Raw genomic sequence first — 20,848 nt, 5'->3', positions numbered from 1 at the left:
TTATTACTTTATAGCTTATTATGCTAGCATAGCATCACGCATGCAAGGTGACCGCGAGACTATGGGCAGCACCCTGATAGAAAAAATACTGAGCGACCACAGCGCCATTGATCTGGGCGACCGCCGCCGACTGATTTATATAGACCGCATTTTTCTGCACGAGCGCACCGGCAGCATTGCCCTTCAAAGCCTGCAGGAAAGCGGCCGCCAGGTTGCTCGTCCGCAGCAGGTGTTCTGCACCATGGACCATATCGTCGACACCTTCCCCGGGCGCGGCGACGAGACCCTCATGCCCTCAGGCACCCAGTTTATTCAGGCAACCCGCAAGGAAGCACATCACGCCGGCATTCATCTGTTCGACGTGCGCGATGAGAATCAGGGCATTGCCCATGTCGTGGCTGCCGAACAGGGCATTGCCCTGCCAGGCCTGACCCTGGTGTGCCCCGACAGCCACACGTGCACGCTCGGCGGTCTGGGAGCACTGGCTTGGGGAATTGGCTCCACAGAGGCAGAACACGCGTTAACAACACGCACCCTGGAATTGCGTATAGCGAAAACCCTGCGGGTAAATTTCGAAGGTACACTCGGCTTCGGCGTCACCGCCAAGGACATGATTCTTCATCTGATCGCCCAGCACGGCGCAGACGGCGGTGCAGGCTATGTGGTGGAATTTGCCGGCAGCGCTATCCGCGCACTGGATGTGGAACAGCGGATGACACTGTGCAATATGGCCGTAGAATTTTCCGCTGTCAGCGGTCTGATCGCCCCGGATGAGAAAACCATCGACTATGTCCGTGATCGCCCCTTTTCCCCCAGAGGCGAGCAGTGGGACAAAGCCGTAGCCTACTGGCAACAATTACGCAGCGATGACGACGCCGTGTTTGATCGCGAAATTTCCATCGACGTCAGCACCATTGCACCGGCGATCAGCTGGGGAATTAATCCTGAACAGACGATTGCTGTAGACGCTTCCATCCCCGCACCGATCGGAGAGAAAAGCGCCTACATGCAAAAGGCCATCGACTACATCAAGCTTAAACCCGGCACACCCATTGCCGGCACGCCCATTGATGCTGCGTTTATCGGCTCGTGCACCAACAGCCGGCTCAGCGATCTGCGCGCGGTGGCTGAGTTTCTACAAGACAAACACATCGCCCCCGGCGTAGCGGCAGTGTGCGTACCCGGCTCTACACAGGTAAAGCGGGCTGCCGAAGCGGAAGGGCTACATCTGACATTCCAGCGCGCCGGGTTTGAATGGCGCGAATCGGGCTGCTCCATGTGTTTTTACGCCGGCGGCGAAACCTTTGGTGCTGGCAAGCGCGTAGTGTCTACAACAAACCGTAACTTTGAAAATCGACAGGGGCCCGGCGTCAAAACCCATATAGCCAGCCCATTGACGGTTGCCGCGTCAGCAGTGGCCGGCGCCATCACTGACCCAAGGCAAATGCTGACAGAACAAGCCCCTACCCGCCGGGAGCATCAGCTATGAGTATCGAGCCCTTTACTGTTCACACCGGTGTTGCTGCTCCGATGTTACAGGCTAATATCGACACCGACGCCATTATTCCTTCGCGAGAAATGAAACTGGTCTCCAAACAGGGGCTCGGCGAGGGGCTGTTCGCCGCCTGGCGCTATAAGCTCCCCGGCAGTCGTGAAATCAACCCTGACTTCATCCTCAACACGCCTCCCTACGAAAACACCACCATACTGCTTGGCGGACCCAACTTCGGCTGCGGATCGTCCCGAGAGCACGCTGTCTGGGCGCTGGCGGAATACGGTATTCGGGCCATTATCGCACCGGGCTTCGGTTCGATTTTCTATAACAACTGCATTGGCAACGGCCTGCTGCCGGTGGTGCTCTCCGAAGCTACCATCCGCCGTCTGGCGCAGGCCATTGAAGCATCTCCGCAACAGCAGAAACTGCGCGTCGATCTGCAACAACAGCAGGTCTGCACCCCTCAGGGCGACTGCTTTGCATTTACGATCGAAAAAGATGCGCGCGATATGCTACTAAACGGACTGGACCGAATCGGTGCCACCCTGCAATACCAGACGCAGATTGACGCCTTTGAAAAAGAGGATCGAAAACGTCGCAGCTGGGCCTACCTTTAAGCACTTACCCATCTAAACATCGGCGCTTACTAAGAAGCCTCGACTGAATTCCACATTCGTTACCCGGTCGCTTTCCGTTATACTTTTAGTGCCACGCAAACGAAACGCGCCAAAATCCGCTAACGGAGCCGGGAATGACTATCGGCAACAGAATAATTTACAAAGCCACGCTCATCTTGGGACTGGCGCTTCTCCTGCAAGGCTGCGCACAATTACGCGCCATAGAACAAGCCGGATACACCGCAAGCGCGCCACAATGGAGAGCCTTCTTTGAGCAAATGGAAGGCTTTCAGGACACAATTGAACAGTCAGCGCCCAACTTTGTGGGCTACCTATCGCTGCTGAGCAATGAGCGAGCATTTATTGCTACTGCCCTCGAGAATGACAGCCTATTCCAAGCCCAGGGAAACTACTCGCCTCCCCGCGTACCCGCAGCAATGGTTATGCAAACCCGCTTTCGCTATTTCGCACTGACAAGCAGTTTGCGCGACTATCAACGCGCTGTATGCGAGCACGAATTGCAAAGTTTGTTGGCAAGTACGCAGAGGCCGATTAACTCGACCGCACAATGGCTCAACTACCAGCGGAGCATGACAACCCGTGCTGCTGAGATGGAAGCCTCACTACTGGCAACACCTGAGTTGCCAGGCATGCCACTGTGCGTCGAGGAACCTTTTCGCGCAAAAATTAACGCGGCGATTTCAGAACACGCACAGCACACCGACAACCAACTTGCCCAATCGCTTAAAAGCCGAACACCGGCGCTGCGCGACAGAGAATATCTGGAGGAAATTCACGCTTTAGGTCAACTACTTCAGCAAGTAAATCCTAACGCATCAGAAGTGCTGAGATTAAGCGAACTGGCGCTGCGCGTGATCGAGAAGAAAACCGAAATAGCGAGAAACACCCAGCAATTCGAATCGGCTATGGCTGATTGTCGGGCCGCCCGCCCCAAACCTCGCGCCAGAGAAACCTTCTGGGACGAGAAATTTATCCACAGTTATCTGGGCATGGTGGTTATCGTAGAGCCTCTAGACCGTTTTTATTGCCGCGGCCTGCAGTCCGGCCAGAATATCGAAAGCATCCGCTTTTCTTCCGGCGGCAAGGTCGCCACGGTGACAGTGTCTGACCCGGATGATCAAGACCGCAAAACTTTCAAGCTCGGCTGGAACAACGAACACCGTGCCTGGACGCTGCAATCCTGGGTACTGCCCCAAGACTCACCGCGCATGAGCCTGGTCAAGGAGTTTGAAATTCTGAAACGTCTGTTCAACCCACCGGAAATCTAGACAGCAGGTGAGTTACTGACCACCTGCTCTCACAATTCCATCAGCCAGCAAGGCTTCGATATCCGACTCGCTGAGCCCCGCCTGCGCCAGCGCCGCGCGCGAGTGCTCACCCTCTTTCGGCAAATCCTGACGCAAGGCAAAACGCCGACCACCCATATGTACCGGCAGTCCAGGTAATTTGGTTTTTTCACCATTGTGCGGCAAGGTCACATCTACCAGGCCACCTGACTCATTCAGGTGCACATCATCGAACAAGTCCGAGGGCTTGTTAATCGGCGCGAAAGGCAGGCCCGTCTGGTCCAGCTTGGCCATCAGCGCCTCCTTACTCAAAGCCGAGAAACGCTCGCGTATTACCGGTAAAATACGCTCGCGCTGCTTCACGCGCTCAGTGTTACCATCCAGGGTGCTGTCCTGCGCAAACTCGGTCAGCTCAAAGGCTTCACAGAACAACCGCCACTGGGTATCACTCACCACGCCGACAAATACTTGGTCGCCATCGGCGGTATCAAAAATATCGTAAACCGCCCAGGCGGAGGTACGTACCGACATCGGCTTGGGCTCATTGCCACTCACAGCCTGCTGAGCCATGTGCTGCCCCACCATAAAGGCCGTGCTTTCAAACAGGGAACTTTTAACTTCCTGCCCTTTACCCGTTCGGTGACGTTCTTCCAGCGCGGCAAGCACCCCTATTACCCCAAACATACCGCCGGCGATATCAACAACCGATGAACCCGCACGCATGGGCTTCCCGGGCAAACCGGTCATGTACGCCAGCCCGCCCATCATTTGGGTGACTTCATCAAGCGCCGTACGATGCTGGTAGGGACCATCGAGAAAACCCTTTAGCGAGCAGTAAATTAACTGTGGGTTTTTCTCGCTCATGGCCTCGTAACCAAAGCCCAGTTTGTCCATCGCGCCGGGCCGAAAATTCTCAATCAGCACATCCGCACCTTCTATCAACTTTTGCGCCGCTGCATGACCTTTGTCATTTTTCAGGTCGATACACAAACTCTGTTTGTTACGGTTGTACATCGGGAAATAGCCGGCGCCGGACCCCATCAGGCGACGCGTGTTATCGCCCTTCAGCGGCTCCACTTTGATCACTTCAGCGCCCAGGTCGGCCAGTATCAGACCCACGGTCGGCCCCATTACCATATGGGTAAATTCAACAACTTTGATACCGGACAACGGCAGATTGGCTTGTTCAGTCACGCGATTCACCTGTCTTGTTCTGGGTATTGTGCGGGTGGCATTTGCCAGCCACACGAGCTACAATTGCTATTATGTTATATCTTTATATCTTTTGATTCAACAGGCGTGTTTATCCCTACATGACAAACATCGATATCGAAATTAGCGAAGTAGGTCCCCGCGACGGTCTGCAAAGCATCAAATCCATCATGTCCACCGAGGACAAAAAGGCCTGGATAGCGGCAGAAGCCGCCGCTGGCGTACCGGAGATTGAAGTGGGCTCTTTTGTTCCGCCCAGCGTGATTCCACAGCTGGCCGATACCGCTGAAATCGTCAGCTATGCGCGCACTATACCGGGTCTGGCAGTCGCTGCCCTGGTGCCCAACCTGCGCGGGGCCGAGAATGCTATTGCTGCCGGTGCCCACAAAATTTCCATCCCCCTGTCAGTCAGCGAGACTCACAGTCTGAAAAATGTGAAGCGCACCCACGTACAGATGCTGGAAGAAATCGACCGCATAGTGCAGCGTATTCGAGAACTGCCCGAGGCAGATCGGCCAAAATTTGAAGTAGGCCTTTCAACGGCTTTCGGCTGTACGATTGAGGGGCCTGTGTCTGAAGATCTTGTCGTTCAATTGGCCGTTAAAGCCGTGGCGTTGGGCGTAGATGAAGTAGGGTTGTCGGATACCACCGGCTACGGCAACCCCGCTCAGCTAAAGCGTTTGACCAAAAGAATCTGGGAAAACTGCGGTCGCGAAAAATTAAATGGTGTGCATCTGCATAACACCCGCGGTCAGGGACTAGCGAATGCGTTAGCCGCTGTGGATATCGGCTTGACCACGATAGACAGCTCTCTGGGAGGCATCGGCGGCTGCCCGTTTGCGCCCGGCGCCAGTGGTAACATCGTGACGGAAGACCTCGTGTTTATGCTGGAGGCGATGGGCCTGAAAACCGGAATTGATATTGAAAAGCTGCTGGCAGTACGGAAACTGGTACAGCAGGCACTGCCGGACGAAGAGATGTACGGATTTACCCCGGAAGCCGGACTACCGAAGGGTTTTGCACGAGCGAGCTGACCGCTCGCCGCCCCCCTCTTTTCTTCAGAGAGAAAAATCCACCCTGCCACTTGAAACCAAGGGCAGGGTGATGGCATTACTGCTGAGCCTTCCAGCAATCCAGAACCTCTCCCGCCCCGGCACTCCAGACCCCATCCTGCGACGTAATATAGTCCAACGCCTTTTCCAGTCGTGCGATTCGGTGCGGCTGCCCCAGCAACCAGGGGTGAATATTCAACGCCAGAATCCGGCCACCCTGCTCACTTGCTTCGTGCAACAAAAAGTCACAGGCATCACACACCTGCTCTACCCAGCTTCCCTCTGAATGACCGTTATTCTGGATCACGAAAAAGTCTTCCAGTTCGGTGGAAAGCGGCATGGCGATAAGCTCGCCACTTTCGGTACGAAAGCCATACGGCATATCGTCATTCACCCAATCACAGAAATACTCGATACCATTTGCAGCGAGCAGATCCGGGGTATTGGCCGACTCGCTTTTGGCCGGTGAAATCCAACCCCGAATATTCTGACCACTGAGTTTGCGCAAACTTTCCAGTGCTCGCTCAATTTGGTCCGACTCTTCGGCTTTGTCCTGCCCGCCGTAGTGCAGCGCATCCATATGCTCGCCGTGACAAAGAATTTCTTCGCCGCGCTCCTTCAATACATCCATGAGATAGGGCGTGCGTTCGGCCAGGCGGCTATTGACCGCAAACGTCGGCGTTACGCCATAGCGATCAAAGGCTTTCAGAAAACGGTAAATACCGACGCGATTGCCATAGTCGCGCAGGGAGTAGTGTCGCAAGTCCGGGTACGGCATCGTCATTCCGCCCGGCACCTTAAAAGGCTTTCCCTGCTGATTCAGAGGGAAAAACTGCAAACCCACATTCACCCACAGTGCCAATTTACTGCCGTTGGGCCACTGAACAGGCTTGCGCTCGGTCAGCATAGACCAGTCATAGCGGTCGTGATCCATGCCATAGCTGCGTTCGGAATATTCCAGATAGCTCTTATCCAACGATGAAGTATCCAGACTCATGCGGCACCTTCCTGTTTCGCTGCAATATCCGCCAGCGCGATGTCATAGTAGTTTTCAATAAAGAATTCCGCTATCTCACGCCCTGTCGTCACCCACACGTCGGGATGGCCGGTGATGTATTCCAAAGCTTCCTCGAAGGCTTTAAGCCGATGCGGGCAGCTCACCTGATAATTATGGGTGGGGATACACATGATGGTGCCGCTGTCCGCGCCCTCCTGATACAAGCGATCGAAGTTGTCCTTAATGTTCTGGCCGTAGCGGCGCGGCTCAATCTTGTTTACCACATAGGCAATGGTGTCATTCATCTCAAGCGAATAAGGGATCGAGACAAACTTTTTGCCACTGCGCAAACGTATCGGTGTGGGCTGGTCATCGTGAAAAAGATCACAGGTATAGATGCCACCCTCATCGCCAAACAGTTCACTGCCTACCTCGGCAAACAAGTCGAGGGTTTTTTCGGAGTGAGACAACGCCGGTGCGAGGTAACCGGCGCACTTCTGCCCGGTATGTTTGTAGATGCTTTCCATGGAGTCGCGAATCATCTCGCGCTCCTGGGCCTCACTCATACCATAGGTATAGCGGGTGTTATATATACCGTGACTGAAGAATTCCCAGTCTCGCTCTTTGCAAAGCTCAATAATTTCCGGATGGTGGTCGCACAGGGCAGTGCTCAGCGAAATGGAACCGCGCACACCGTATTTCTCCAGCACCTGCATTTGCCGCATATGACCAACACGGTTGCCGTAGTCGCGAATACTGTAACCCGCCACTGCCGGACTCGCTTGCGGCCAGGGTTTACGATGGGGGTTATCCGGCGGGTTCAACTCGTAAAATTCTATATTCGGTGCCACCCAGAACGCCACTTTTGCACCGTTAGGCCATTCAATCTTTGGCCGGTTCTGGTAGGCCCAGTAATCGTAAAACCCCGGGTCTTCTTTCATGCTCTTAACCCTTTGCGTCTAGCCAATCAAAGACTTCCTGCACTCCTAGAACATCCGCGTATTTCAGCGAGAGGTCAGTGAGATTGGCGTAATGGTAGCTTTCATGCTTATCGGCCACACACTCCTCGGGCACAATGGTGCGATAGCCGCGTGACAGGGATTCCACCGCCGTAGCCCGAATGCAGCCAGACGTTGACCCCCCCGTCAGGATAACCGTATCCACCTTGTGCCACACACACAGCGACTGAAGCTGGGTTTCAAAAAACGCAGATGGCATCTTTTTCAGATATATGACGTCGTTGACCTCGTCAATTTCGAGACGGTCATCGAATTCGCTTCGCTCAGAGCCAAATTTGATGTTCTGCAAACTATCTGGAGTATCAGTGCGTGTACCCCAGATTCCGGCATCTTCACCAGACTCCATATAGGCCACATGCGTCCACACTACTGGCCAGCCCATCGCGCGAAAGCGTTTGGCCAGCTCGTTGATATACTCCAACTGACGCGGATCGGTTTCGTAGGCCGTTTTAAAGAGGTCGGTTCGAGTATAGGCCTTCTGCGGATCAATATTGACCAGAATGGCTTTCTCACCAAAGCCGAAGCGTTTACGCGCCGGGTTGGCTTTTACCTCAAGATAGATTTCCTTGGCGGTCTTTGTCGTTGTTTCCATAGCCCCTCCTCAAACGCTCGTTATTGCACGGCAAGACTGTCTCGCAGGCAGTTGAGCATGGCCCGCTCCATTAAAAAGGCCTTGGCCTTTACGGGATCGCTCGCAGTGTCCATCAGCATGGCCTGCCGTTTTTGTTGAATATCCGGATCTGTCGATTCCATGAGCTTTTTATTTTCGATAGTGTGCTTCTGCACAAAATCTACCGCCAGCTCTCTACGTTGACGATCGTACTGCCCAAATTCTGCCAAATGATCTCCGCCATCCTGCATAAGGCGAACCAGCCGTTGGGCCAAATTGAAAGCATCATGCAAGCCACCATTCATCCCCATGCCGCCAAGCGGATTATTGATATGACAAGCATCACCCGCCAATACAATGCGGTCTTTAAAATAGGTTTCCGACACGCGCTGATGCACGTTGTACAGGGTACGATGACCTATTTCGTAGTCATCGCCTTTATCGTAAAGGTGTTTCAACCGCGATTGAATAAAGTCGTCAGACAGTAATTTTTCATCACTGTCGCCAGGTTCCGTTGGCCACAGTACCCGCCATATCTTGTCGGTGCGCAAAATCACGCACCACTCGTCGGGATCCGACACGTAATTCACATAGGACAGGTTGTCGAACACCTCTTCAAAGGGAAATGGCGTACTGGCAACCAGAAATTTCTCATCGTACGTGAAGCCCCCAAAGCCAATGGCCGCCGACTTACGCACATTGCTCGACGCTCCATCTGCACCAACACAAAAGCTGCCTTTAAGCGTTGTTTTGCCGGCGGCTGTGCGCACATCGACTTCGACGCCATCTGCCACATTGCGCGCTTCAATTACTTCGTGTCCAAACTTTACCTGCACATGAGGGAAGGCTTTTAGTCGCTCCCCAACAATATGTGTCATTTCATACTGCTCAAGCTGGAGTCGAAACGGGAACGGGGTTTCATCTGCAATCAGCTTCATATCGAATTCCGCCACCTCATCGGTGCGGCGATCGCGATACTGGTACTTATCGACCTTGAGCCCCTTGGCAAACATCTCGTCGGTCAGTCCCACCTCTGCCAGCATTTCCAGTGACGGCGGATGGAAGGTCGAAGCGCGCAGGTCAATCGGCAGGCTATCGGCTTTTTCCAGCAGGATAACCGGAACATCATGCTGGGCCAGATACAGTGTGAGCAGCGAGCCGGCGGGGCCTGAACCGGCGACGATAATCGGATTGTTGTGTTGCATTGTTGCCTCTCGTTAATTGTCTATACTGGCAAAACCCGCTGGCCGCCCCCGCCTGCCGTGGGTATTACCGAGAACGTTTAGCCGCCTTTATACTCATCCATACTCAGACTCATCCGATACTGGAAGCGTTTTGGGTTGTACTGGCAATACAGAATATCCACCAGTTTGTCATCACTGGTATAGGAGTGACGAACCAGTGTCAGTGTTGGTTCGCCGGGTTTCATTTCCAGTTCCCGCGCCACTTCCAACGAGGCCTTGTCCGCTCCAAGGTACTGTTCCACCTTTGTCAGGTTGAGCCCGTTTTCTTTAATGATGTCCAGGCGTACACCTTTTTCCAGCTCTCGCTTGGTAAAGCCCTTTTGTATGCCAACGGTCCAGCTGATGTAGTAAGCGAAGGGTTCTCCTTCTTCGCTGCTGCGCACGCGAATTATCCGGTGTGCTTTTTCACCGGCCGCCAGTTTGAGCTCGGCGCGTATATCGCCTGGTGGTACCACTCTCTCCACATCGAGCACTTTGACGCGCGTGTGGCGCCCCATGCTCGCCAGCTTCTCCAGCATACCCACCAGCGGTGCCTGTACCGGCTCCGGCGCGTAGTGGTGGGTCACATGTGTACCCTTGCCACGGCGGCGCTCTACCAACTCCTCGGCCGCGAGTTCGTCCATAGCGCGTTTGGCGGTAATACGCGATACACCAAACATCTCCGCCAATTGCTGCTCAGTTGGCATTTGGGTACCGTGAGCAATTGTCCCGTCCATAATGCGGCTCTTCAGCAGCGTATACATCTGGTGATAAAGCGGGGTCGGTGTATCACCCTGCATTAATTCCAGATCGCGTTTGCTGAACAGCGGATCCATAGCGCTCATGATCTTGTTATCTCCTTGTCTCCCACGGGGCCGAACGTCGCCGCCCAACCAAAAGCTATATCATTATAGCTTAGAGACATTGTGATCTCGCCCTCTACTTTTTACAAACCCCGTATGGTCGTCAGCACTTCCTGCATGGCGATGACATCCGCATATTTAGCGTGCATGTCGTGCAGGTTAGCTTCGTGAGCCTGAGGGTTGCGATCTCCCACCGCCTCGCGCGGTACTACCACCGGGTAGTTGTGCTGCAGTCCGTCCACCACCGTCGCCCGAACACAGCCACTGGTCGTGAGCCCGGTTACCACCAGCGAATCGGCACCTGAACTTTGCAAGCGCACGGCCAGGTCGGTGCCAAAAAAACTACTGGCCCAACACTTTTCGATAAGCGCTTCGCCCTCGCGCGGGGTAAGCGACGAATCAACCTGCACCCATTGAGAGTCTGGAGTGAGGCAGTTCAACGCCTGAATACGGTTGCGAAATACGCTGGCCTGATCGGGATTTCGATAAACCACCGTCGTAAAAAATATCGGCAGATTGCGGGCGCGAAAACCCTCCAGCAACGCTGCGTTCGCCGCGACCACTTCCGGGCAATCAGTACCCAGGGGACAGGCAGAGCTGGTAAAGCCCTTGATCATATCGACCAGTATCAGGGCCGGACGCTGACCAATACCCACACTGTTACGTTCCAGATCCATTGTCAGTTTCCTTTGCACGCGCGCGAAAAAAAGGCTTTCAGGTGCGCACCAATCTCATTGGCATAGAGATCACAGGCATAGGTGCGCGCACCCTGTATAACCTGTTTTTCGCCCTTGGCGAGCAGGCCATATGCGGCGTCAAGCTGCCCGTAAAGAGGGTCGCCGTCACCGGCAAACACCAACACCGGACAAGTCAACGCCTGCAACTGCTCACCAAAAGGCTGCTCAATGACAGCGCGATACGCATCAGGGTATGCCTCGCCCACAGCCAGGCCCAACAGCGTTTCCCGCAGGGTCAGTGCCAGCGGCGCGTCGGGCTCCTTATCACGCATGCGTTGCCACATACTCAACAGGTGACTGCCATCGGCGCTCAAGGGAAATGGCTTGGCCTTTTCTGGCAATATATTCTTCAAGGCATCACTCAGCAGGGTTGGCCCCGATAAGGCCAGCGCCACAACCTGCTGTGGATGGTCGTGGGCAAGCTGTACTGCAACGGACGCACCGGTGTGATGACCAAACACCAACGCTTGTTCAATCTCAAGCGCATCGAGGAACTGCTGGATCGCCCGCGCATAGGCGACAATCGAGACCGGTTCGCTCAGTGGGTCGCTCTGACCAAAGCCGGGTGTGTCGGGCGCAAGCAACCAATAGTCGTCACCCAGTACTTGCATCAGCGCTTCATACATCACAGAACTGCTCGGACTCTGATGCAGTAAAAGCAGGGGCAATTTGTCGCGGCTTCCCGCTTGGCGGTAATGCAGCTGCCCACCATCGATATCGCAGTAGCCGCGCCTGATCACTGCCCTAACTCCACGCTGATCCATTTCAACTCGGTGAACTCATCGGTACTGTAATGGCCACCGCTGCGACCCATGCCCGATAAACCGAGACCGCCGACAGGCGCCATCGCATTGCTCTGGAAAGCGTGCATGCCAATGTGCACGGCGCCGCTGCGAATGGCGCGCGCCGCCTTAAATCCCAGCTGAATATCACGGGTGAGAACGCCGGCCGAAAGACCGTACTCACTGTCATTCGCCAGCGCGATTGCCTCGTCGAAATCTGCCACCTTGACGACACTGGTCATCGGTCCGAAGCTTTCATCACGCCAGGCGCTGCTGTCTCGCGGCGGTTCAAGCAGCACCGTGGGTTCAAACACCAATCCCTGCTTCACCTTGCCGCCGGTGAGAACGGTGGCACCACGCTGCAAGGCATCACTCAAGTGGGCTTCGACTTTCTCCACGGCGCGACGATTAATCAGCGGTCCGTAAACACATTCAGTATCGCGTTGATCGCCAATCTTGAGATTTTCACAAACCTGCTTCATGGCATTACAGAAGGCATCAAACACAGGTGCTTCAACCACAATTCGGGAATTGGCCATGCAAATCTGGCCGGCGTGATTGAACATGCCTTGCACCGCAATCTCGGCCGCCTGTTGCGGGTCAAAATCTTTCAGCACCACCAGCGCGCTTTTGCCACCCAGCTCCAGCTGCACCCGCTTCATCTGCTGCATGGCTTGCGCACCAATCACCTGACCCGTGGCCGTGGAGCCCGTCAGTGCAATGGCATCAACCCCACTGTGACTTACTAGGGGGGCACCGCACTCTTGACCAAAACCCGTAACGACACTGACGGCATTAGCCGGCACGCCGGCTTCTACCAGCAGCTTGCCAAAGGCTACGGCGATCAGGGGTGTTTCTTCCGAGGGTTTGATGACGACACTGTTTCCCGCCGCCAGTGGAAAGGCGGTCATTTTCGCGAGCAGTGCCAGCGGCGCATTATAGGGCGACACAATACCAACCACGCCCAGAGGTTCGCGAAATACCATGCTCATACGCGCTGGATTGTCATTGGGAAAAGTATCGCCATAGAGGCGACGTACTTCGCCTGCAGCCGTGCGCAAGAGATCAACGGTATAGTAAATTTCGTGGCGGGCTTTATTGATAACGGAGCCACTTTCATCGATCAGCAGGTCGAGATAACGCTGCTCCCCCGTCGTAGCCATCAAATCTGCGGCGCGCAGCAGTGTCGCTTCACGCTCTTTCGGCGCTAATGCCGACCATTCGTGATAACCCTGCCGTGCGGCCGCAACTGCAAGTTCGACGTCGGCATTGCCGGCACGGGCCGATTGGCCCATCACCTGTTCCGTCGCCGGCGAGAGCACATCAAAATACTCACCGCTCTGCGCTTTCTGGTCACGACCGCCGATCAGCAGATCACTTTTGTGAAAGTCAGGCATCATCTAACTCCGGTTTTCCGGCCACGCCGATAATGCGGGTACCGCGGAAAAACTCGAAGGTTTCTACAACACCTTCGTCGCCGAGACCACTTAGCCCCCAGGCCGGACGCGGGGCCATCGGGTTCAGATTCAGCATGCTCACCGCGTTAATCTTGATATTACCTGCACGGATGCCGCTGGCGACCGTCCACGCATGAGGCTCCGCACCAAACACATAGGCTGCCAAGCCAAAGGGCGTACCGTTAGCCTGTGCAACTGCCTGGGCATCATCGGAAAAGGTATGCACCGTCGCAACCGGACCAAAGATCTCCTCGCTGGCCTGCGCTGCATCAAGCCCGGTAATCAGGGTAGGCGCGATAAAATAGCCAGCCAGATCCGGCAGCGCACTCCAACTGCGCGCGGTACCGCCGATGCTCTCGTAGTGAGCCACCGCCTGCTTGATAAGTTCATAGTGGCCTTTGTGGACAACCGGCCCCATATCGCTATCGACGTCCAGCACATGCCCAAGTCGTATCTGCGACAGCCGACTTGCTATAGCCTCAAGTAGCGTATCGGCGATCGATTCGTGAACCAGCAGACGACCCAGCGCCCGACACCACTGCCCGTTCAAGGTGGTCAGCCCTGCCACCACACCATCTGCTGCTGCCTCGACGTTGGCGTCTTCAAGCACCACGATCGGGTTGTTTCCACCGAGTTCAAGCTGAGCCGGTTTGATATCTTTTGCACATGCACTGGCAACGGCTCTGCCGCCCTGCAGCCCACCGGTAAATGACACCGCGGCGATTCGGGAATCTTCCACCAATGCCGCACCGGTAGTCCCATTGCCGTGTACTAATTGAAAGACACCCGCCGGCAAACCAGCTTCGGCGACAGCCTCGGCGATCAGCTGGCCCGATTGAGGCGCCCATTCCGAGGGTTTCACAATCACCGGGCAGCCAGCGGCGAGTGCCGATGCGAGCTTGTGGCAGGTAATGCCGGAGGGCGCATTCCATGGCGCAATAATTGCGGCGGGGCCCAACGGCAGGCGCTCTACAATTACCTCGCCATGTGGGCCATCAAAAGGCTTTCGCACTGGCGGGTTGCGCAACAGTGCCGACGCGGCCTTGAAAGCCAACACACAAATCTGAGCCACTTGCGACGTTGTTTTTAACAACACGCCCGTGCACGCGGCATCGGCTTCTGCAATTGCTTCGATGCGCGTTGCAATAGCGTCTGCAATCGCGTCCAGTTTTGTCGCCCGTTCGCTGTTAGCCAGTGCCGCCCAGTCGCCACGCAAATGTGCCGCGTGTGATGCTGCCAGGGCAGCTTCTATCTGCTGCGGATCGCTGGCCATCTGATGAAACAGCGGCGTGCCTTCACTGGCGTGAAAGACCTGGCTATCCAGCCTCTGCGCCGGTGCCTGCCAGGTGTCATTGATATAGTTTGTCAGGGGCATCGGATCAGCCTTTACCGAAGGCGTTCTGTTCCTCGCCTTCGATCACCAGGCTGGCGGTATCCAAGCGGCCCTTCTCAGCCGGGAAGGCTTGCACCAGCCCCATTGCCAGATCACGCAAGGCACGCGAATAGGGCGTGCTGAACATGGTGCCGGAAGTCCCGGCACACTTCAGCGCTGCAATGGCAACCTGGAAACTGTGCTCAGCAATCTGGCCCTTACAGGTTCGCCAGAATTTAACCACCTCGTCTTTGGACACCATCGGCGGTTCGCTGCTTTCAATCTGAATCTGGCGACGCGCCCACAACAAAGCCGTCTGCAAGTTAGCGTACATCTCGCCAATGATCTGCTGCTGGTAAGGGCCAGTGCCGACCGGCTTACCGGTGTCGACGAATTTCTTGTCCTTCATCAATTTGACGGCAGACTGGTAGGCCGCAACAGCGCCGCCCATGTAGATTACTGACGCTGCTACCTGATTGCCCACAAAACTTGAACGGCTCATCTGGCAGCTGCGAGCAAAGGCGCCCGGGATACCCAACGCATCGTCATCCGCCACAAAAACATCTTCCAGCACCAGCCCTTCAGTGGCGGTACCACGCATACCCATGGCATCCCACTCAATCCGTCCGCGCGTGCCCTTGGCATCGCGATTGACAATAAAAGTGCTCAGCGCGCTTGCATCGCTAATACCTTTTAGCGCAGCAGTGACCAGATACTGATCCGCAACACCTGTGGCACAGCCAAAGGATTTTTCACCGTTCAGCAGCCAGCCCCCATCGACTTTCTCAGCCTGCGTGGTGATGGTGATTGCTGAGTGCTCCGACTTTACCGATTCGCTGGCATAGTTAGCCAACCACTTGGCGTCTCGGCCCATGGTGTAAAGCACTTTTTCGGCAAAGGCTTTTACCTTGGGCGCCTCTTCCGCGTTAAAGAGCCCTTCTTCTAGCGCTGACAGCGCCAGCGTGCCGCGAGAAGCGGAGGTGTTGTGAAAGAAGTACGCCAAACCTGTGGACGGGCATACCGTTCCAATCGCAAAACAGGCTGCGGCCCAGTCGCGCAAACCGCCACCCAGGCCGCCGTACTGTTTGGGTACTACCAATCCAAGCAAGCCTGCATCGGCCAGCAATCTGACGTTGTCGGGGTTGAACCGACCTTCCTTGTCGGTGGCCGTGGCACGCTCGCGCAAAGTTGGCAGGATGCTCTCCACGCGTTCAGCGCGTTCGCGCTCCTCTGCCGTCATGTCTTCAACGAGAAGTTCTGAAATCATTTTGCTCATGGGTGTTCCTCTGAATCTTATTCCGGGCGTAGGAAACCTTCCCTCACCCCGACCCTCTCTCTGAGGGAGAGGGGGCGCAATGTTCTACTGTGGCGTAATCATCTCCCTCCCTCAGGGAGAGAACCGGGTGAAAGTGGTGTTTAAGCACTCACCTCACGCAGAGCAGCAATCTGCTTGTCTGCCGCCTCTTGCCCCACCAACGGGCCAATGCGCTGCCAAACTGGATCAACTTCGGCATTAAAAATTGCGTACTTATTGCGCTTGTCGCGCGCCGCAAGCTCTTGCGGCGTGACATCTTCCAACGCCTGCGCAGATACACCTTTCATCACCAACTCAAACCAGTGATCGAGATAGGCGTCGACTGCGACCTGAATTTTCTCAAACGCTTCAGGCGTGGCGCGGTTGGCCAACATCCAGGGCGACATGATGGCGTACTGGCGCGGCGACAGGTGCGCCGGCTCCAGACCTTCAATTTTACGGGCTTGTTCGCAAACCTCTGTCAGGGGCTGATAGACCTCATTGAGATAATTCAAGCGCGACCCGATATCGAGCCGCGGGATAAGATCCAGGTGAAAAGCGTGGTGCTCGCCGGCCTGAACCGAGTCAACCGTATAGTGCGGTACCGGACTGTCGGAGGGGGTAAACGCAAATACCATATGCGAATCGAGCTGCATCGCCGGCACCACGATGCTTGAGGTCAACACCTGAAAGAGCGGGCCACCAGTAAACTTTCGCATTCCGCCAACGCTGCCCTCATGCATTGGCAGGTGACTTTCCAGCGGCAGAAACGGTCCGCCTTCCTCGTTCAATACCTCAGTCATACCGAAGGTATCAACGATACGGTTCAGTACGTGGTCGTGCAGGGCTTTGGGCAATGAAGTCATCGATCGTCCTTACTGTGACAACAGTGGCTGTAGCAAATGCCAGGGCCGACTGTTGATAACATGGGTGCGGAGGGAAACCACTTTGTTCTCGGCATTCTTCGGGTGCAGTGTTACCTGCGTAACACCCGCGTCAGCCGCTGCATAGGTCATCATGGGATAGGTCAGCACGCCATCAAACTGGCGGGTTTTCCACTCACCAAAAATTGTAAAATCTTCGTGTAGGGCAGCGCTAAAACTCGCACCAAGTTCACCGGGCTGCATCGCAGCCAACAAGTTCACGCGGTTCTCGCCAGCGCGCTCAATCAAACCGGTGGTCAGCTCCCAGCTCTCCAGTGGCGCCAGTGGCACGGCCACAACATCTGCGCCCTGCATAGCAATCAAACGGAAGCTTTCCGGATACAGGGAATCGTCAGTGCACAGCAGGCCCAGACGGCCAAACGGCGTGGCGTAGGTATCAAAGCTGTCACTCAAAACCGACCAGGAGAATCGTTCGCTGTAATGAACCTGGCCCTGACGTGCCAACAATCCCTGACTGGAGATCGCGACAGCACAATGCTGCCTACCCGCCTCTGCCGGCAGCACCAGAGAGGTGGTAACAATAGCGTCGCCAGCCACCGCACTCAGGCTATGAATAGCCTGTTGCGATTGCTCAAGCGCGGCATCCGAGGCCGCATCGTCAATGCAGAACAAAGGCGGCAAGCTAACAAGTGCCGCGCCATCGGACACCGCGGCCTGCACCTTCTGGGCCGCCTCATCCAATACCTGAGATCCCACACTCGATAGCTGGATCAGCGCAGCGTTCAAATCCTTCGCCCCGGTAAATTCGGGCTCTGGCTGATTCTCCGGGTTTTCACCCAAGGATTTATAGAGCTCAGGGCGGCGGCTCGCGAAAATATCGGTGCCATCCGGGCGCAATTTATTGCGGGCGGCGGCGGGTTCAATTTCCGCAAAAACCACTTCTTCTTCGCGGGTTTTCGCCATTGCGAGAACCGTACCGTCGGGCGCAACAATCTGACTTTCCCCAGCACCATTTAAGAACTCGACCGGGATATTGGTGGCTGCGCTAATGCCTTCCATCATGGCCTCAGGAACCAAAGGCCCCACTTTATTAGCAGCAACCACAAACACCTTGTTCTCTGCGGCGCGGACTGGAATATGGAGAGAGCCTTCGTCCGGTGCAAACGAATTGAGGCTGTTGAGCATGATGTCAGCGCCACGCAGCGCCAGGCACCGCGGTGTCTCATTGATGACACCGTCCATGCACATGTAGAGCCCCAGACGTCCCAACTCGGTATCGATTACCGCACCAGGTTCAGTGGCTCGTTCCAGAAAATCATTCTCATGACCAATTAGCACCTGTTTGTCGCTGAGACCGAGAAGTTCACCTTCGCGAGAGTACAACAGGTTGCTGCCAGTCACCTTGCCATTGTCACGCTGCAAGGTAACGCCAACCACCACAAAGGCATTGATCTGGCGAGCCTTGTCAGCAATGGCTTTGAGAAAATCACCTTCGAGCTGCAGCGATACACCAAAGCAGTGATCTGCATCGTCATACCAAGAGAGATGGTTACAGAACTCAGGCAGGACAACGATATCAGGATTCTGCTCAGCAGCTTTATCCAACACTCGTAAACAGCTTGCCAGATTGGTTTCGATATCGCTGCCCACATGAAACTGGGCAGCAGCGGCTTTTATGCGTTGTGTCACGTCCCGCATCCTATCCATCGGTGGAGTGGCAATAACCACTCCATCTCATTAAAAGTAGGTGTATTTGATGGTGGCGCCGAAGCTGCGACGAGAGCCCATACCCACCATGTACTGGTTGAATACGCCGATCACAAAGGCACTTGCCGGATAGTTTTCGTCAGTAATGTTCTTACCCCAAAAACTGATATCCCAATGATCGTTTGGCCCGAGCGCATTCAGCGACAGGTTCATCACGGTGCGCGCAGGAACCCACCCCAGGTTAAGCGGCGTCAGGAACTGCTTGGACTGATAGTTGGCATCAAGACGTCCGGTCAACAGCCAGCCAGAATCTAAATCCTGCTGCACATTAATGCCTATTGAAGCCTGCTCTTTAGAACCGCGGGCAAGCTGATTACCCCCCACTTCGCCATCAGTGGGACAGGTCACGCCGTCACAACCAACACCGGTTGAAGCGTCCTGACGACCCGGCGAATATTTCACCCCGTCGTCGTAGGTGGCGTCGTTGTATGTCAAACCAACATCAACTGAGAAGTTGCGGTTAAACCGATAAGCCGCTTCCAGTTCGATACCAAGGCTGGTTGCGTTACCGATATTGGTCACCACGTCTGAAGAAGACAGCGAAGCCTCTTGCGGTGGTACCGAACCTTGCAGGCCGGTCCAGTCGATGTAGAACAGGGCGCCATTCAAGGTCAATGCGGCGTCTAGCAATTTGTTCTTGCTGCCAATTTCGTAAGTCCAGTTGGTTGCTTCATCGTACACCAGCTGACTCTTGCTCTCTGCGTTGTTGAAGCCGCCAGTTTTCAAACCCTTGGCCACCGAGAAATACACCATCTGATCGTCGTTAAGACTCCAGTTAACAATGCCACGGGGCGTGAAGTACAAAAACTGCTCGTCGTCTTCCGGCACGATAATCGAGCTGGTCACGGTATCCGCCAGACCCGGCACGACGGGATCTTCCGGCAGACGATAGGTAACCGACTCACCAAACGCCAGACCAAAGGGGTCCGCATGACGGAACACGTATTTGTCTTCGTGAGTCAGACGACCTTCGAAGGTCATATCGATGTTATCGCGCACCAGGTATGAGGTTGAAAAGAATAGTGCAATGATTTCATCTTCAAAGCTTGTATCTTCCAGGCGAGTGTTGGCGTGCTGCCGAGTAACCTGGTCGTAAACAATACCGGTCGTCAAACGGCCTGGATCTGGCACAGCTGAAGACGGCGTAGACATTGGCTCTGAACAATTCTGACGCTGCTCTTCCGTGAAAGGAGAACACACGTCGCTAATGAATACGGTTGAATGCTCGCGGTCTTCTGTTTTTGAGTAGTACGCACCCAGACTCATTCGGTAGCGATCGCCGCTGTCGAAATCAAAGCGCAGTTCGTGGGAGAAAGACTCCAGCACGGAGTTTGGCCGACCACTAAAAGTATTTGCGTACTTGTAGCCGTTCGGGTTCTGATTGTCTGCCGCGTTGAGCACGAAGTCCGCCGCAATACTACGCCCCACCAGGGGGTCTTCGCCGCCGGGGCCACCGGTGGAATAGGTTTCGTGATCCGCATAACCAAACAGGTAGTGCGCACTCCAGCTCTCGCTGAGCTCATAGTCAGCAGTAAATGTTACGACCTCTGTTGTCGCCACCTGACCGATACCGCGCGGGTCAATTAGAATACCATCTTGAGTTCTAGGGCCTTCCGCGCCCGCCGCTGTGGTTGGCAGCTCGCCGCACCAAGCCGAATATCCAGAATGTGCGGCTGTTGGAGAGGGGTTACCGATATCGTTAACGGTGCGCCAGTTACAGTTCAAATCCAGCTGATCGTCAAAGCGCATGCCAAAGCGTGCGACGTTTACACCAGAAATGCTGTAGCCTGCGCCTGTTTCTTTCTCTGCGTTATTTTTGTAATAGCTCGTGCGCAACATTAGTGCATCGGTTGGCTCATATGCCAGCATCAAACTGTAGATTTCATCATCCCAGCCACCCAGGTTACCCGTGGTACTCGGCCCAGAGGGGTCTGCATCCGCCATGGGGTGATCATTCTTGGTATGACCATCGTATTGAGAGAAACCAAAGGTAGCTTTAGCAAGCAGCCGGCCGTCCAATGCTATCGGACCATTAAAACTCGCTTTCACATCCTGGCGTTCGTTATCCCCCACAGTGACCGCGATATAGGCTTCGGGCTCAGCTTTTGGCTTTGCCGTAATGTAATTCACCGCACCGGCAAATGCGTTGCGCCCAAATAG

Annotated in this window: 18 protein-coding genes; 4 read left to right on the top strand and 14 right to left on the bottom strand. The window is 55.1% G+C overall.

Annotated features, from left to right (window positions below; genetic code table 11):
* Positions 1-61: 61 nt before the first annotated feature.
* From AC222A_RS06070 to AC222A_RS06060, 3 genes are all read left to right on the top strand, one after another.
* Positions 62-1,489: a 3-isopropylmalate dehydratase large subunit gene (locus AC222A_RS06070; RefSeq protein ID WP_372781739.1), complete on the top strand. Its 1,428-nt coding sequence runs from the start codon at positions 62-64 to the stop codon at positions 1,487-1,489.
* A gap of 2 nt (positions 1,490-1,491) precedes the next feature.
* Entirely contained in the window at positions 1,492-2,112 is a 621-nt protein-coding gene (gene leuD, locus AC222A_RS06065; RefSeq protein WP_372781751.1) for a 3-isopropylmalate dehydratase small subunit, read from the top strand.
* Positions 2,113-2,246: 134 nt separating this feature from the next.
* Complete coding sequence (locus AC222A_RS06060) at positions 2,247-3,401, top strand: hypothetical protein (RefSeq protein WP_372748262.1); 1,155 nt, start codon at positions 2,247-2,249, stop codon at positions 3,399-3,401.
* A gap of 12 nt (positions 3,402-3,413) precedes the next feature.
* On the opposite strand, the gene AC222A_RS06055 is transcribed toward AC222A_RS06060, so the two are convergent.
* Positions 3,414-4,613: a CaiB/BaiF CoA transferase family protein gene (locus AC222A_RS06055; protein ID WP_372748263.1), complete on the bottom strand. Its 1,200-nt coding sequence runs from the start codon at positions 4,611-4,613 to the stop codon at positions 3,414-3,416.
* A gap of 119 nt (positions 4,614-4,732) precedes the next feature.
* On the opposite strand from AC222A_RS06055, the gene AC222A_RS06050 reads away from it, so the two are divergent.
* Complete coding sequence (locus AC222A_RS06050) at positions 4,733-5,665, top strand: hydroxymethylglutaryl-CoA lyase (RefSeq protein WP_372781741.1); 933 nt, start codon at positions 4,733-4,735, stop codon at positions 5,663-5,665.
* A 76-nt stretch (positions 5,666-5,741) separates the two neighbouring features.
* On the opposite strand, the gene AC222A_RS06045 is transcribed toward AC222A_RS06050, so the two are convergent.
* The 13 genes from AC222A_RS06045 to AC222A_RS05985 form a co-directional block, all read right to left on the bottom strand.
* Positions 5,742-6,680 (bottom strand): polysaccharide deacetylase family protein, encoded by a 939-nt coding sequence (locus tag AC222A_RS06045; protein ID WP_486774744.1) that lies wholly within the window; start codon positions 6,678-6,680, stop codon positions 5,742-5,744.
* Positions 6,677-7,621, bottom strand: a complete 945-nt coding sequence (locus AC222A_RS06040) for a polysaccharide deacetylase family protein (protein ID WP_372748266.1) — start codon at positions 7,619-7,621, stop codon at positions 6,677-6,679. The genes AC222A_RS06045 and AC222A_RS06040 overlap by 4 nt, the downstream gene beginning before the upstream one ends.
* Before the next feature lie 4 nt (positions 7,622-7,625).
* Positions 7,626-8,291 (bottom strand): isochorismatase family protein, encoded by a 666-nt coding sequence (locus AC222A_RS06035; RefSeq protein ID WP_372748267.1) that lies wholly within the window; start codon positions 8,289-8,291, stop codon positions 7,626-7,628.
* Positions 8,292-8,311: 20 nt separating this feature from the next.
* On the bottom strand, positions 8,312-9,514 hold the full coding sequence (locus tag AC222A_RS06030) for an FAD-dependent oxidoreductase (protein ID WP_372748268.1): 1,203 nt from the start codon (positions 9,512-9,514) through the stop codon (positions 8,312-8,314).
* A 77-nt stretch (positions 9,515-9,591) separates the two neighbouring features.
* Positions 9,592-10,377: a GntR family transcriptional regulator gene (locus AC222A_RS06025; RefSeq protein WP_372748269.1), complete on the bottom strand. Its 786-nt coding sequence runs from the start codon at positions 10,375-10,377 to the stop codon at positions 9,592-9,594.
* 101 nt (positions 10,378-10,478) lie between these two features.
* Entirely contained in the window at positions 10,479-11,072 is a 594-nt protein-coding gene (locus AC222A_RS06020) for an isochorismatase family protein (protein ID WP_372748270.1), read from the bottom strand.
* A gap of 2 nt (positions 11,073-11,074) precedes the next feature.
* Complete coding sequence (locus AC222A_RS06015) at positions 11,075-11,872, bottom strand: alpha/beta fold hydrolase (protein ID WP_372748271.1); 798 nt, start codon at positions 11,870-11,872, stop codon at positions 11,075-11,077.
* Positions 11,869-13,314 (bottom strand): aldehyde dehydrogenase family protein, encoded by a 1,446-nt coding sequence (locus AC222A_RS06010; RefSeq protein WP_486774743.1) that lies wholly within the window; start codon positions 13,312-13,314, stop codon positions 11,869-11,871. Before AC222A_RS06010 ends, AC222A_RS06015 begins: the two co-directional genes overlap by 4 nt.
* Positions 13,304-14,746: an aldehyde dehydrogenase family protein gene (locus AC222A_RS06005; RefSeq protein ID WP_486774742.1), complete on the bottom strand. Its 1,443-nt coding sequence runs from the start codon at positions 14,744-14,746 to the stop codon at positions 13,304-13,306. Before AC222A_RS06005 ends, AC222A_RS06010 begins: the two co-directional genes overlap by 11 nt.
* Before the next feature lie 4 nt (positions 14,747-14,750).
* Entirely contained in the window at positions 14,751-16,019 is a 1,269-nt protein-coding gene (locus tag AC222A_RS06000; RefSeq protein WP_372759377.1) for an acyl-CoA dehydrogenase family protein, read from the bottom strand.
* Between the two features lie 140 nt (positions 16,020-16,159).
* Positions 16,160-16,903, bottom strand: a complete 744-nt coding sequence (locus AC222A_RS05995; RefSeq protein WP_372749851.1) for a hypothetical protein — start codon at positions 16,901-16,903, stop codon at positions 16,160-16,162.
* 9 nt (positions 16,904-16,912) lie between these two features.
* Positions 16,913-18,610, bottom strand: a complete 1,698-nt coding sequence (locus tag AC222A_RS05990) for a carbon-nitrogen hydrolase family protein (RefSeq protein WP_372782679.1) — start codon at positions 18,608-18,610, stop codon at positions 16,913-16,915.
* Between the two features lie 48 nt (positions 18,611-18,658).
* Positions 18,659-20,848 (bottom strand): TonB-dependent receptor domain-containing protein (locus tag AC222A_RS05985; protein WP_486774741.1); only part of this gene is annotated, 2,190 nt, incomplete at its 5' end.

It is taken from the genome of Litorivivens sp. (assembly GCF_057445395.1).
This window is presented reverse-complemented; position numbering and strand designations above follow the sequence as displayed.